This window comes from Paludisphaera soli (assembly GCF_011064595.1).
Classification (GTDB): Bacteria; Planctomycetota; Planctomycetia; order Isosphaerales; family Isosphaeraceae; genus Paludisphaera; species Paludisphaera soli.
Genome location: NZ_JAALJI010000002.1, coordinates 357563 through 371665 on the forward strand (window position 1 = coordinate 357563; position 14103 = coordinate 371665).

Annotated in this window: 12 protein-coding genes; 8 read left to right on the plus strand and 4 right to left on the minus strand. The window is 71.7% G+C overall.

Annotated features, from left to right (window positions below; genetic code table 11):
• The first annotated feature begins 93 nt into the window (after positions 1-93).
• From G6O68_RS04360 to G6O68_RS04375, 4 genes are all read left to right on the plus strand, one after another.
• Positions 94-2139 carry an ATP-dependent helicase gene (locus G6O68_RS04360; RefSeq protein ID WP_165245198.1) on the plus strand — a complete coding sequence of 682 codons (2046 nt, stop codon included), beginning with the start codon at positions 94-96 and terminating at the stop codon, positions 2137-2139.
• A gap of 14 nt (positions 2140-2153) precedes the next feature.
• On the plus strand, positions 2154-4085 hold the full coding sequence (locus tag G6O68_RS04365; RefSeq protein WP_165245200.1) for a DUF4185 domain-containing protein: 1932 nt from the start codon (positions 2154-2156) through the stop codon (positions 4083-4085).
• Positions 4086-4088: 3 nt separating this feature from the next.
• Positions 4089-5249 (plus strand): hypothetical protein, encoded by a 1161-nt coding sequence (locus tag G6O68_RS04370; protein WP_165245202.1) that lies wholly within the window; start codon positions 4089-4091, stop codon positions 5247-5249.
• A 523-nt stretch (positions 5250-5772) separates the two neighbouring features.
• Positions 5773-6021: a hypothetical protein gene (locus G6O68_RS04375; RefSeq protein WP_165245204.1), complete on the plus strand. Its 249-nt coding sequence runs from the start codon at positions 5773-5775 to the stop codon at positions 6019-6021.
• A 12-nt stretch (positions 6022-6033) separates the two neighbouring features.
• On the opposite strand, the gene G6O68_RS04380 is transcribed toward G6O68_RS04375, so the two are convergent.
• Entirely contained in the window at positions 6034-6900 is an 867-nt protein-coding gene (locus tag G6O68_RS04380; protein ID WP_165245206.1) for a sulfurtransferase, read from the minus strand.
• Positions 6901-7023: 123 nt separating this feature from the next.
• On the opposite strand from G6O68_RS04380, the gene G6O68_RS04385 reads away from it, so the two are divergent.
• Positions 7024-8037 (plus strand): zinc-dependent alcohol dehydrogenase family protein, encoded by a 1014-nt coding sequence (locus G6O68_RS04385; RefSeq protein WP_165245208.1) that lies wholly within the window; start codon positions 7024-7026, stop codon positions 8035-8037.
• A 483-nt stretch (positions 8038-8520) separates the two neighbouring features.
• A complete protein-coding gene (locus G6O68_RS04390; protein ID WP_240911032.1) occupies positions 8521-8913 on the plus strand; it encodes a hypothetical protein in 393 nt (130 codons plus the stop codon).
• A gap of 94 nt (positions 8914-9007) precedes the next feature.
• Here G6O68_RS04390 and G6O68_RS04395 read toward each other — a convergent pair whose 3' ends face one another.
• The 3 genes from G6O68_RS04395 to pabB are packed head-to-tail and all read right to left on the minus strand — an operon-like array spanning position 9008 to position 12371.
• Positions 9008-10129: a Nif3-like dinuclear metal center hexameric protein gene (locus G6O68_RS04395; protein WP_165245210.1), complete on the minus strand. Its 1122-nt coding sequence runs from the start codon at positions 10127-10129 to the stop codon at positions 9008-9010.
• Positions 10126-10947: an aminotransferase class IV gene (locus G6O68_RS04400; protein ID WP_165245212.1), complete on the minus strand. Its 822-nt coding sequence runs from the start codon at positions 10945-10947 to the stop codon at positions 10126-10128. Before G6O68_RS04400 ends, G6O68_RS04395 begins: the two co-directional genes overlap by 4 nt.
• Positions 10944-12371, minus strand: coding sequence for an aminodeoxychorismate synthase component I (gene pabB, locus G6O68_RS04405; protein WP_165245214.1), 1428 nt, complete (start codon positions 12369-12371; stop codon positions 10944-10946). Before pabB ends, G6O68_RS04400 begins: the two co-directional genes overlap by 4 nt.
• Before the next feature lie 117 nt (positions 12372-12488).
• Between pabB and G6O68_RS04410 the strand changes: the two genes are divergently transcribed.
• Both G6O68_RS04410 and G6O68_RS04415 read left to right on the plus strand, forming a co-directional pair.
• On the plus strand, positions 12489-13274 hold the full coding sequence (locus tag G6O68_RS04410; protein ID WP_165245216.1) for a sugar phosphate isomerase/epimerase family protein: 786 nt from the start codon (positions 12489-12491) through the stop codon (positions 13272-13274).
• Between the two features lie 90 nt (positions 13275-13364).
• Positions 13365-14099: a YceH family protein gene (locus G6O68_RS04415; RefSeq protein ID WP_165245218.1), complete on the plus strand. Its 735-nt coding sequence runs from the start codon at positions 13365-13367 to the stop codon at positions 14097-14099.
• The last annotated feature ends 4 nt before the right edge of the window (positions 14100-14103 follow it).

Genomic DNA, 14103 nt, shown 5'->3' on the forward strand with positions numbered 1-14103 from the left:
CTCGGCGAGGAGTTCTGGTAGAATCGACCGATCCACCGATCCCTCACCGAGGCGTCGAGACCTCCTCGGCACCGCCCCCGCGGCCAGGACGCCATGCGCAAGATCACGCTGAAGCACACGCCTCCCGCCGGGCTCGCGAAGCAGTTGACGGAGGACCTGAATCCGTCGCAGCGCGAGGCGGCCACGGCGCCGGACGGGTTCAACCTGATCCTGGCGGGGCCGGGGTCGGGCAAGACGCGGGTGATCACCTATCGCGTGGCCTGGCTGATCGGCCGGGGGGTGCCGGCGGAGTCGATCCTGCTCGCCACGTTCACCCGACGCGCGTCGCGCGAGATGGTCGGGCGGCTCGGCGGTCTCGTCGGCAACGACGCCGGGCGGGTCTGGGCCGGGACTTTCCACCACGTCGGCAACCGCCTGCTCCGCCGCTCGGCCCGCGAGTTGGGCTTCGAGCCCAACTTCACGATCCTCGACGGCGAGGACCAGACGGATTTGATCCGCCTGGCGATGGACGACGGCGGGCTGGCGTCGAAGGACAAGATGGCCCCCAAGCCCTCGCAGGTCCAGCACCTCATCAGCTACGCCGTCAACACCCGCAAGCCGCTGGACGAGGTCGTCGCCGAGACCGCCGGCGACCTGATCGAGTGGACCGAGCGGATCCAGGCCGTGGCCCAGGCGTATGCGGCTCGCAAGGTCGTCAGCAACTGCATGGACTACGACGATTTGCTGGTCCTGTGGCTCAAGCTCCTGGACGAGCACCCCGCGCGGCTCGCCGAGCAAGGCAAGATGTTCCGCCACATCCTCGTCGACGAGATGCAGGACACCAACGCCCTCCAGATCGAGGTCGTCGAGAAGATCGCCAGGGCCGGCGCGGGGAACCTGACGGCGGTCGGCGACGACGCCCAGTCGATCTACCGCTTCCGGGGGGCCGACTACGACAACATCCTGAAGTTCCCCGAACGTCACCCCGGCGCGAAGATCTTCCGCCTGGACGTCAATTACCGCTCGACGCCCCAGATCGTCGCGCTCACTCAAGCCTCGATCGCCCGCAACCAGACGGGCTTTCCCAAGGAGCTGGTCTCCGCCCGGCCCGACGGCCTCAAGCCGGTGGTGGTGGCGGTGGCCGACGTCTACGAGGAGGCGGCCCTCGTCTGCCAGCAGATCCTGGAGACGCGCGACCAGGGCATCCCCCTGGCCGAGATGGCGGTGCTCTACCGCAACCACTACGACAGCGTGGTCCTCCAGGGCGAGCTGCTGGCGCGGAACATCCCGTACAACGTGCGGAGCGGCATCCGGTTCTTCGAGCAGGCGCACGTCAAGGACGTGCTGGCGTTCCTGCGAGTCGTGCTCAACCCTCGCGACGAGGCGTCGTGGCGGCGGCTCTTGCTCCTCCTCCCCGGGATCGGCCCGGCGAAGGCGGGGGCCGTGTACCAGAAGCTCGCGGGCTCGGGCGACCCGTTCTCGGCCGTGGCCGCCGCCGGGACGATGGCGACCGTCCCTCCCAAGAGCCGGGGGCTGTTCGCGGCGTTCGTCAACGACCTGAACCTGATCCGCGCGACCGACCCCGAGAACCGCCCGGCCGCCGCGATCCAGGCCGTGCTCGCCGGCGGCTACCCGGCCACGATCCGCCAGCGCTACGACAAGCCCGAGAACCGCCTCAAGGACGTCGAGCAGTTCGCCGTGCTCGCCGCCAAGTACGAGAGCCTGGAACGCCTCGTCGCCGACCTGATGCTCGCAGGCGACCTCTACGGCGTCGAGGCGAGCGGCGGGGAGGACCCGCAGGACCTGCTCGTCCTCAGCTCGGTCCACCAGGCCAAGGGCCTGGAGTGGTCCCACGTCTTCGTCATCCGCCTCGTCGACGACGGCTTCCCAAACCGCCGCGCCGTCGATGAACCGGGCGGCGAGGAGGAAGAACGGCGCATCTACTACGTCGCCGTCAGCCGGGCCAAGAACGAGCTGATGCTCTCCTACCCCTCGACCATCAGCCGCGGCGGCTACGGCCCGACCACCTTCTCCACGCCCAGTCGCTTCATCACCGAGGTCGACCCGGAACTCTACGAACGCGCCGAACTGGAGCACGAGTTCGAGATCCTCGAACTCGACGGCAAGGCCGGCGACGGGGCCGAAGACGCACGCGATTGAGAAAGGACGAAGCGATGACATGCTCCCGAACTCTCCTCGGGGCGGCCTGCTGGGCGATCCTCGGCGGCCTGGCGACGGCGCCGGCCGAGGAGCCGTCGCCGGCCGAACGCCCGTTCCGCATCACGGTCGTCGACGACCAGACCGGCCGCGGCGTGCCGCTGGTGGAGCTGCGGACGGTCAACCAGGTCCTCCACGTCACCGACTCCAACGGCGTCGTCGCGTTCGACGAGCCGGGGCTGATGGGGCGTCGGGTCTTCTTCGCGATCAGGAGCCACGGATATGAATATCCGAAGGACGGCTTCGGGATCGTCGGGGCGGCGGTCGAGGTCACGCCGGGCGGCGAGGCGACGCTCAAGATCAAGCGGGTGAACGTCGCGGAGCGGCTCTATCGCGTGACGGGGGGCGGGATCTATCGGGACAGCCTGCTGACGGGAGTGACGGCCCCGATCCGCGAGCCGGTCCTGAACGGCCAGGTGCTCGGCCAGGACAGCGTCCTGAGCGCCGTCTACGGCGGCAAGATCCACTGGTTCTGGGGCGACACCAACCAGCCCGCCTATCCGCTGGGGAACTTCCACACGCCGGGGGCGGTCTCGGACCTGCCGGCGCGCGGCGGGCTCGATCCTTCGAAGGGGGTCAACCTGACGTACTTCCTCGACGAGAAGGGGTTCGCGAAGCCGACCTGCAAGATGCCCGGCGAAGGGCCGACCTGGATCACCGGCCTCGCCGTCCTGACCGACGCCCAGGGCCGCGAGCGGATGTTCGCCAACTACGCCAAGATCAAGCCGCCGATGACGACCTACGAGCTGGGCGCCGTCGAGTGGGACCCGGCCCGGAACGAGTTCGTCAAGCGCGCGGTGTACTCGGGCCCGCCCGAGACCGGCGCCGGCGAGACTCTCAGCGGCCACACCTTCCAACATCGCGACGACGGCGTCGATTATGTTTATTACTGCAACCCCTTCCCCCTGACCCGCGTCCCGGCCGACCCCGAGAAGCTCGTCGACGAGGACGCCGTCGAGGTCTTCACCTGCCTGGAGCCGGGGACCGGCGTCCAGGACGGCAAGCTCGACCGCGACGGCGGCGGCCGGCTCCGCTACACCTGGAAACACCGGGGGAAGCGGGTCGACCAGCGCGGCCAGGACGCGCTCGTCAAGGGAGGGGAGATCAAGCCCGAAGAGGGCCTGCTGCAACTCCGCGAGGCGGCCACCGGGAAGCGGGTCACGGCCCACGGCGGGTCGGTCACCTGGAACGACTTCCGCAAGCGCTGGGTCATGCTGTTCGTGGAGATCGGCGGCACGTCGCTCCTAGGCGAGATGTGGTTCGCCGAGGCCGACACGCCCCAGGGCCCCTGGACGTTCGCCCGCAAGATCGCCTCCCACGACGACTACTCGTTCTACAACCCCAAGCAACACCCGATGTTCGACCAGGACGGCGGCCGCGTCGTCTACTTCGAGGGGACTTACACGGCGACCTTCTCCGGCGCCAAGGAGCACACCCCGCGCTACGACTACAACCAGGTGATGTACCGCCTCGACCTGTCCGACCCGCGGCTCAGCCTCCCCGTCCCGATCTACGAGGACGCGGACGGCGGCCTGGCGACGGGCCCCTCGATGGCCGACGGCGCGAAGGGGAATCCGGTGGCCTTCTTCGCCCCCGACCGGCCCGGCGGTGACGGGATCGCCGTGTTCGAAGCCCCCGACGGCCAGGGCGGCAGATCGCTTGTTTTGGCCGGCTCCGAGCCTGATCCGGCAACCAAAGGTTCGTCGCCGAAGTTCTTCATCCTGCCGCCGGATTCCCGGCTTGCGGAAACGACCCCGATCTATGAATACTCCGGGAGAGGTTCGCAGCGGACGCTCTCCACCGACCCGGATCGTCGCGAGGGGGGGTGGGAACGATCGCCGCAGCCCGTCGGCCGCGTCTGGAAGAACCCGGGTCCGCAGCTCTGGTGACGAATGGATTCCCCCGCTCGAAGGATCGAGACCGTCGCGGCCGCGCCGCCCCCCGCCCTCGACGCCTCGGGCGGGGGGCCCTCTCCGATCGTCGAGCTGCTGGAAGGGCTCGAACGCGACCCCGAAGACTCCTGGGACGCCTTCCAGGGGCTGGAGTCGCTCGACCCGGAAATCCGCTCGCAGATCGTCGACGAGCTGCTCCGGGCCCCGGCCAGCGAGGGCCTGACCCGGCTCCTCCACCTCCTGGGGGCGAGCCGAGACGACTCCGTCCGCGCGACGGTCCGCGAGGCGCTGGGGACGGGCCGGCGGGTCGACCGGGGCGAGGCCGCCCGGCCCTCGGGGCCGCGGCCGAGCACGCTCCCGGCCGTCCATGGCGAGCCGCCTCGGCTGGTGCGGTCGCTGGCGACGGCCGTCGACGGCGAGGGGGTGGGGGCGGTGGTCGTCTCCAGCGTGCGCGGGGGCCGGGCCGCGACGGCCGCCTTCCTGTGCGACGTCCGCCGGGGGCTCCGCGACGTGCTGGGCGAGGCCGAGGAGGATTTCGACGCGGCGGTCGACCTGTTCGAGCGGTTCCCGGAGATCGCCCGGGGGCCGCTCGTCGAGGACGTGCCCGAACTGGCGATGGGCCTGCTCGCGGGGAGCTTGATGCTCTCGGGACGAGAGACGCCGCCGGCGGTCCGCGAATGGCTGGACGCGATCCTGGGCAGGGGCTTCCACGCCGGGGCGTTCCTGGCCACCAGGCCCGAGTGGTCGTCGGCGGCGACCGATCCGGGCGCGCTGGCCGAACGCTCCTGGCGGATCCTGGAGGCGTGCCCGACCTGGGTCGACCGCTCGCCGCTGACCTTCGACCTCGCCGAGGAGATCAGCGTTCGCGAGCGCCGGGCCGCTGCCGACCCCCTGCGCGACGCCGGAGCCTACCGCTTCTTGTTCGAGCGGCGGATCCTCCACCGATTGGAGCTTTATCGGCGGATGCTCCTCTGGATGGCCTTCTTCTGGGACGCCGGCGACGAGGCCGAGCTGTCGCTCGCGGCGGGCGTGCTAGCCGATCAGTTGGGCGACCCGCAGTACGCCGTCCCCGCCCACCCCTTCACCGTGGCCCTGACGACGCGGAGCCTGCACGAGGCCCAGCGGCTCGTGGGGACCGCCTCCGACCCGCGTCGCGGCTGAGGCCCGCCCACGGGCCGAGCCCGTCGACGATCAAGGGCCGGCGCCGGGCCCGATCGAGGGATCGGCGCGCGGCGGCCGGCCTTTCGTGGAGACGTCGTCGTCGAGGCCGCGAGCGGGCGGCCTTACTTCTTGGGGGCCTTGACGTCGGCCTTGGCGGGCGCGGCGCCCTTGCCCGACTTGGTCTTCTTCTCGTCGGCCTTCTTCTTCTTGGCGATGTCGCGAGCGTCGCCCATGGGTGCGTCACTCCTGCGGAAAGGGGCCGAACGGCCCGGCGGAAAGGATCGGCGTCGCCGTCGAAGGGGCGGCGACGTCCTTGAGGATGCCGTTGCGACCGATGGATTTCAAGGAACTTCGCGGCGAAATCGACGAAAACCGCCGCGAATCGGGATCGTCCCGTCGCCCGGAAGTCGGTCTTCTCGACTTTCGACGATCCTGGTATGCTCCCCCGCCGCACGGAACGGACGCCCTGTTCTCACACGACGCGACCCCATTCGTCACCCAACCAAGGAAGGCGGGCACGACCATGATCAACCCCCGGAACTCCCACTCCCCGCTCCCGGACGATCGCCGACGCCGCTGCCCCGTCTGCCGCCAGTCGGTCTACTCGAAGGCCGGGATCCATCCCCAGTGCGCCATCAAGCAGTCCGACCCGATCCAGGCCGAGGACGACCCGGACGGCGAGGGGATCGACGCCGTTGCGGCCGCCCCGGTCGCGGCCGCCAAGCCCAAGATCAAGGCCGCCCCCAAGTTCAAGCATCTCGTGGAGAAGTGACCGGCCCGGGCCTCACGGCTCGATCGGCAGGTCCAGGCGCTCGCCCCACTCGTTCCACGAGCCGTCGTAGTTGGCGAGGTCCGCGTAGCCGAGCCGGGCGAGGTTGAACAGGACGACCGTCGCCGCCACGCCGCCGTTGCAATAAGCGACGAGCGGCCGGGCGGGGTCGAACCCTTCGCGATCGGCCAGCGCCCGCAGCTCGTCCAGGATCAGGAACCCGCCCCCCTCGGCGAAGAACCGCTCGCGGGGGACGTTGACAGCCCCCGGGATGTGGCCGCCTCGCGGCCCTCGACGACGCGCCGCGGTGTACTGGCCCGAGTCGCGGGCGTCGACGAGCTGGAGGCCGGGCTCGCCCAGCCTGGCGGCGAGTTGCTCGGCCGTGAGCCGCAGCGCCGGGCGTTCGCGCGGGGTGAAGACGGCGCGGGGCGGCGTCGAAACCTCGGCGGTCGTCGGCCGTCCCTCCTCGACCCAGCGGTTCCATCCCCCTTGCAGGACGCTCGCCCGGTCATGGCCATAGTAGGCGAGCGCCCACCAGAGCCGGGTGGCGTACTGGCCCCCCATGTGGTCGACCGCGACGACGTGGGTCTCGTCGCCGATCCCGCGCGAGGCCATCGCCTCGGCGAAGGCCTCGGGGCGGGCGATCTGGGCCTTCACCGGGTCGTCCAGGTCGACGATGTCGCGGGTCCAGTCGACGTAGACGGAGCCCGGGACGTGGCCGGCCTGGTACTCCGCCGGGGCCCCTTTGTAGTCGGCCTCCTCGACCCCCGGCGCGACGGGGCGGGCGACGACGTAGCCCCGCACGTCGACGACGCGGACCCCCGGGTCGTCCAGGTGGGCTTCGAGCCATTCGGGCGTCACGAGCAGGCGGTCTTCGGACATCGGGGCGTCCCCTCGGGGTTTTCTCGGGCTTCGTCCCCTAAGATAATCAGGACTCGACGTTCTCCCAAGGGCCCCGCGCCGGGCCGACCGCCCCGCCCCCAGCCGAAAAAGAAGCGAATCGACATGAAAGCCGCCGTCTTCTCGTCGTTCGGGGACCCCGCCGACGTGCTCCAGGTCCGGGAGGTCCCCACGCCCGAGCCGGGCCCGGGCGAGGTCCGCGTCCGGATGATCGCCAGCCCGATCAACCCGTCGGACACGATGGTCGTGGAGGGCCGCTACGGCGTCCTCCCCCCCCTGCCCGCCACGCCCGGCTTCGAGGGCGTGGGCGTGGTCGACAAGGCCGGGCCGGGCCTGATGGGGCGGTTCGCGGTGGGGAAGCGGGTCGCGGTCATCAACCACAAGGGGGGGAACTGGGCCGAGTACGCCGTGATCCCCTGGAAGCAGGCCCGGCCGATCCCCGACGACATCCCCGACGACCAGGCCGCGACGTTCTTCGTCAACCCGGCCACCGCGCTGGCGATGGTCCGACACGTCCTGGCGGTTCCCAAGGGCGAGTGGCTCCTGGTCTCGGCGGCCGGCTCGACGCTCGGCAAGATGATCGTTCGGCTGGGCCGGCACGACGGCTTCAAGACCCTCTGCGTGGTGCGGCGGTCCGAGGCCAAGCGCGAGCTGATCGACCTGGGGGCCGACGCGGTCGTCAGCTCGTCCGAGGGGCCCGTGCCGGAGCAGGTCCGGCGGATCACCGGCGACGACGGCCCCCGCTACGCGCTCGACCCGATCGGCGGCGAGGCCGGCACGGCGATCTTCCGGGCCATGGGCAAGGGGGGCCGGCTGGTCGTCTACGGATCGCTGACCGACGCGCCGATCGAGGTCGACCCCCGGGCCCTGATCTCGACCCGGAAGACCGTGGAGGGCTTCTGGCTGGGCTACTGGATGGCCGAACGCTCGATCCCCGGCGCCCTGCTGCTGTTCCGCGAGATCGCCGCGCTGATCCGCAAGGGGGTCCTCGCGGCCGACGTCGGGACCTCCTACCCACTCGACCGGATCGGGGACGCCGTCCGCGAGGCCGCGGAGACGGGGCGCGGCGGCAAGGTGCTGCTGAAGGTGCCCGGGGCCGATCGCGCCGCCGGCGCTTGACCGGCGGTCGGCGCAAACCCTGCCCGGATCGTCGGATTCCGACGATCCGGGGTGACGTCGCGGCGGTGAGTTTTTGAGATTTCATTCGCCGGTCGTGGGGGGAGACGCTACAATTTCGGTTGTAGAGTCCATCAGCGAGGGCGGACTCGGGAACGAATCGCGCCGATCTTCACGAACGGCTCGCCGTCCCATTTCGCCGCGTCTCGTTGAACACCCGCCACCTCCGGCCTCGCCCTCGTCATCCATCGTGCCGGCTTCATGGGGATTCGGTCGCAAGCCGCGTCCTCGTGCTTTCCGCTTGGCGCTGGGGGACGGGTGCCGGCCCGACGCGGGCCGACGGCTCTACGGTCCGACGACTTGCAAGCCGCCGCACGACCAAGCTTTCCAACGGGTCGTACAGAACAAGTCCCGACGCGACGTGAAACGTCGACAAACCCGGACGCAGGATGCGGAACGGTTGCGTCGGGCGGGGAATAATCGACGATGAGTAGCGGAACCAGTGGTGCTCAGGACTGGCGAGCGATCGCGTGCCTCGCCCCCAACGGCGAACGTCTCCTCTGCGTGGGCGAGAGCTCCTCGCAGGTCCGCGCCGCCTATGCCGGGGCCTGGGGCGAAGTGATCCGGGACGAGGACCGTCCCACCGTTCGCGCCATCTCCCTGCAGCGCTGGACCGGCCAGTTCTGGTCGGGGCAGTGGGAACACCAGACGTATCTCGCGGTGCCGGCCACCCGCACGGGCAAGGCCCCCGGCGGCGACGCCGACGGCGACATCGACGGCGAGGTCGAAGCCGAGCTCGACGGCGGCGTGGCCGTGGCGGTCGAGGAAGACGAGGACGAACTCCTCGAAGCCGGCGACGGCCAGGCCGAGCAAAACTGAACTGAGCGGAAGGTCCCCCGACCTTTCCCTTCTCCCCCGGGTCTCCCCGGGGGTCTTTCTTTTCGAACCGGACGCGCCCTCCGTCCCGGTCGGCTCAGGGGCGGTTCGGCTCGACCAGCACGGCCAGCGGGTCGGCCTCGTCGCGGCTCGGCCAGACGATCAGTTCGGGGAAGGCCCGCGCGATCCGCTCGGCCAGGTCTTCCACGCCGGGCCGCTCCGTGGCGTAATGCCCGGCCACGATCAGCCCGACGCCCATCGCCCGCGCCTCGATCGCCCGATGGAACCGCGCCTCGCCCGTCAGCAGGACCTGGGCGCCGAGCCTCGCCGCGTCGCCCAGGAAGTCGTCCCCCGCCCCGCAGGAGACGGCCACCCGCTCGACCACGGCCGCCGGGTCGCCGGCCACCTGGAGCGTCGCTCCCCCCAGGGCTCGCGAGGCCGAGCGGGCGAACTCGCCGAACGTCCGGGGGGCTTCCAGCCGGCCGATCCGCCCCGCCCCGAGCGCGGACGGGGGCGGCTCGACGGGGTGCACGTCGATCGCCGGCTCCTCGTAGGAATGCCGCGCCCGGATCGCCGCCAGGACCCCCGGCAGGCGGACGCCGGGGCAGACCATCTCGATCCGAAGCTCCGCGACCGTCTCGCGACGCCCCCTCGCGCCGACCGCCGGGTCGGTCGACTCGCCGCCGAGGAACGTCCCGTGGCCGGGGATCGCGAACGAGCACTCGGAATAGTCGCCGATCCGCCCCGCGCCGGCTTCGAATGCCCCGGCGAGCACGGCGTCGCGATCCGCCTCGGGGGTGAAGACCACCACCTTGAACGACGCCGGCCCGGGGTGCGGCCGGATCGGCGCGGCGTCGACCAGGCCCAACCGTCGGCAGAGCCCCGCGTTGATCCCGTCCTCCGCGCCGTCGAACGCCGTGTGCGGGCTGGCGACGGCCACGCCGGCGCGGGCGAGTTTCCAGAGCGGGGCGGTCGCCGGCAGGTCGGCGCGGATCCGCTTGGTCTCGCGGAAGAGGATCGGGTGGTGGCTCACGATCAGCCCCGCCCCCTCGCGCACCGCCTCCGTCGCCGACTCGTCGGTCACGGTCAGGCAGGTCATCACACGCTCGACGGCCGCGTCGGGGTCGCCCCAAAGGAGCCCCACGTTGTCCCACTTCTCGGCCAGCCGCGACGGGGCGAACCCCTCCAGCCAGCCGGCCACCTCGGCGACGGTCTTCACGACAATCCTCCGGCTTCCAGCCAATTTGAAACGCCTTCCTGGATCCGACGGGTCGTCGGCCCCGGCGCGGGGAATCGGGCCCGCCCCCACCGGCCGACGGGGACGATCCCCCGGACGCCGTTGGTGAGGAAGACCTCCTCGGGGTGGAGCCGCCGGTCGAGCAGCGAGAGAGCCGCCTCCTCGACCCGCGTCCCCAGCGCACGGGCCCGCTCGACGACCAGGCCCCGCATGATCCCCGGCACGATCCGGCCGTCGGCCGGCGGCGTGACGAGGTCGCCCCGGACGACGAAGAAGACGTTGGTCCGGCTCCCCTCGCACACCGCGCCCGTCTTGTCCACGAGCAGCGCCTCGTCGCACCCCTCCGCCCGCGCCTGGTCGTGCAGCAGGCGATACGGCCAGTAGTTCAGCGACTTGTATCCCGCCAGCGGGTCCAGCCGCGCCGGCCCGACCGTCCCCAACACGGCCCCCTCGGGCGGCGGCGGCGCGGGGAGCGGCCCCGACCGCATCCAGAGCGTCGAGCCGGAAGTCGCCGAGAGCCCCCCCGTCAGCGTGATCCGCAGCAGGGCGTCCCCCTCGCGGCCGTCGGCCTCCAGCAGGGCCTGCACGTCCTCGGCGGTCGGCAGGACGACCCCGTCGAGCGGCAGGCCGAGTTCGCCGGCCGATCGACTCAGGCGATCGAGGTGCCGGGGGAGGAGCGTCGGCCGGCCGTCCCAGGTCCGGAGCGTCTCGAACAGGCCCAGGCCGTGTTCGAACGTCCGGTCCAGGACGCTCACCGTCAGCGCCTCGTCGGCGACGACCGCGCCTCGGGTCCAGATCATCGGGCGTCCTCCCCGGTCAGGACGCGACGCAGGCCCTTCCCCTTGTGGAGCGTCTCCTCGTACTCGGCCTCGGGGTCGGAGTCGGCGACGAGGCCGCCGCCGACCTGGTAGCCGACCCGGTCCCCCTCGACGATCGCCGTGCGGATCGCGATGTTGAAGCCGCTGGTCCCGCCGCGACTGAGATAGCCGATCGCCCCCGTGTAGAGGCTCCGCCGCGTCGGCTCCAGCTCGTCGATGATCTCCATCGCCCGGATCTTGGGCGCGCCGGTGATCGAGCCCCCCGGGAAGGTCGCACGGACGACGTCGATCGGCCCGACCCCCTCGCGGAGCGTCCCCTCGACGGTCGCCACCAGGTGATGCACCTGCGCGTAGCTCTCCAGGGCGAGCGGGTCGACCACCTCGACGGAGCCGTAGCGGCAGACGCGCCCCAGGTCGTTGCGCTCCAGGTCGACGATCATGATCAGCTCGGCGCGGTCCTTCTCCGAGGCGGTCAGCTCGGCGGCGAGCGCCGCGTCGGCCTCGGGCGTCTCCCCGCGCGGGCGGGTGCCCTTGATGGGGCGGGTGACGATCCGGCTCCCCCGCGTCTGGTAGAACCACTCGGGGCTCGCCGACACCACCGCCAGGTCGCGCCACCGCAGGAAGGCGGCGAACGGCGCGGGGCTCTCTTCCTGCAGCCGCAGGAAGAGAGCCAGCGGGTCGACGCGGCCGCGCGCCGTGAACCGCTGGGAGAGGTTGATCTGGAAGACGTCCCCGGCGCGGATGTATTCGAGCGATCGGCCGACGGCGGCCAGGTACTCGTCGCGCGTGAAGCCGCCGGTCAGGGGGCCGAGGTTGGTCGCGCCGGGAAGCCGGGGCGAGGCGGCGGCGTCGCGGAGGGCCCGTCGCCAGAACCTCGCCCGGCGTTCGACGGCCTCGCGGCCCTCGCCCAGCAGGTCCCAGGCGTGGATCGCGGCCGTGCCGCGTTCGCGGTCGAGGACGACGGCCGTGTCGTGCAGGGCCATGCGGACGTCGGGCAGTCGGGAGTCGCGCGGAGCCTTGCGGGGGAGTCGCTCCAGCTCCGGGGCGAGGTCGTAGCCGAGGAAGCCGATCAGGCCCCCCTGGAAGGGGCAGGCGTCGGGATTCGGGTCGGGCTCGTCGCCGGGGTCGGCCAGGCGGTGTTCCCGCGTCAGGACTTCCAGCCGGGACAGCGGGCCTTCGCCCGCCTCGACCGAGCCGGCGTCGGTGCGGATTGACCAGCGGCGGTCGATGGCCTCGAAGACCAGCCGGGGATAGGCGGCCAGGATGCTCCAGCGTCCGGCGTCGCCGAAGCCGGGCCCGCTGGCGAGGATCGCCGGCTCGGGCCAGGTGCCGACCGCGGCGACCAGGCGGTCGGCCGGGAGGTCCAGGGGGATCCGCACGGTCGTCGGCGTCTGCGGCACTCCCACGGGGGATTGACCTCTCCAAACCTGTCGGCGTCGCGTAGTCTAAGGGGAAAGTATACGGGAGTCGAGTCTCCTCGACAGCCCCGGCGGCTCCAACTCCAGGCCCGATCGATCGCCACGATGATACGAAACCCCCTCGGCCTCAGGCTCGACCCGACCCGACCGATCCGCGAGCAGATCCTCCAGGCCGCCCGCCTCGGCGCGAAGGGCGTGGTGTTGGAAGCCTCGGGCGATATCGCCCCCCACCGCCTGGGCGAGACCGGCCGTCGCGACCTGAAGCATCAGCTGCGATCGGTCGAGGTCTCGCTGACCGCGATGGTCCTCCCCACCCGCCGGCCGTTCGACTCGCTCGACCAGCTCGATGAGCGCCTCCGACGCGCCGACGCCGTCTTCGCCCTGGCCTTCGACCTCGGCACCCGTCTCGTCCTGGCGCAGGCCGGGCCGATCCCGGCCGCCGACGACGCCCCCAAGCGCGAGACGTTCACCAACGTCGTCGCCACCCTCGGCGCCCGCGCGGAGCATCGCGGCGTCCGCCTGACGCTGGAAACCGGCCCCGACCCGATCGACCACCTGCGGACGTTCCTGGACGCGCTGGCCCACCCGGCGATCGCCGTCAGCATCGACCCGCCCAACCTCCTCCGCGCCGGGATCGACCCGGTGGCCGCGACGCGCGACCTGCACGACTGGGTCGCCCACGCCTACGCCGGCGACCCGACCGGCGGGACGATCACCGCCCGCAACCCCCGAGGGATCGGCTACCCCGCCGGCGCCCTCGACTGGGAGGAGTACGTCGGCGCCCTGGAAGAGATCGCCTACCACGGCCCCTTGACCGTCTGGCCCGAGCCGCCCGTCGACCCCGCTCGCCACTTCAAGGCGGTCGTCGACCGGGTGGCCGAGATCTCCTGAGGGTTGTTCAGCCCTCGCCGGCCCGGCTACGATGGGCCCTTCGGGGGGCCTCTCCCTCCTCGCCTCGACACGACGGGGATCGAACCGATCATGACCGAGAACGAAGCGACGGCCGCCCCGGCGGTCTCCTGGGTGCCGCTCAACGCCCGCGAGCGTCGGGTGCTGGGGGTGCTGGTCGAGAAGGCCAAGACCACGCCCGAGTACTATCCGCTGACGGTCGCCGCCATCGTCACCGGCTGCAACCAGAAGAGCAACCGCGACCCCGTCGTCACCTACGACGCCGACGACGTGGAGGACACGCTCCACGCCCTCCGCAAGAAGGGGGCGACGATCCTCGTCGAAGGCGGCGGGCGCGTCCAGCGCTGGAAGCACACGATGTACGACTGGCTCAAGGTGAGCAAGGTCGAGCTGGCCGTCGTCGCCGAGCTGTTGCTGCGCGGCCCCCAGACCGAGGGCGACCTGCGGGCGCGGGCCAGCCGGATGGAGCCGCTCGCCGACCTCCCGGCCTTGCAGGCCCAGCTCGAAGCGCTGGCCAGCCGCAACCTGGTGGTCTACCTGTCGCCCCCCGGCCAGAAGCGCGGAGTGATCGTGACCCACGGGCTGTACCCGCCCGAGGAGCTGGCGAAGGTCCGGCAGGCCGCCGCCAACGCCGCCGTCCCCGCGGACGACGAGCCCGCCCCACGGTCGTCCACGACCCGGGGCGAATCGGCCCCCGGCTGGCGCGAGGAGATCGCCGCCCTCCGCGCCGAGGTCGAGGAGCTCCGCGGCCGGGTCGACGCCCTGACCGCCGAGCTTCGCGAACTCCGGACCGAACTCGGAGCCTGATTGC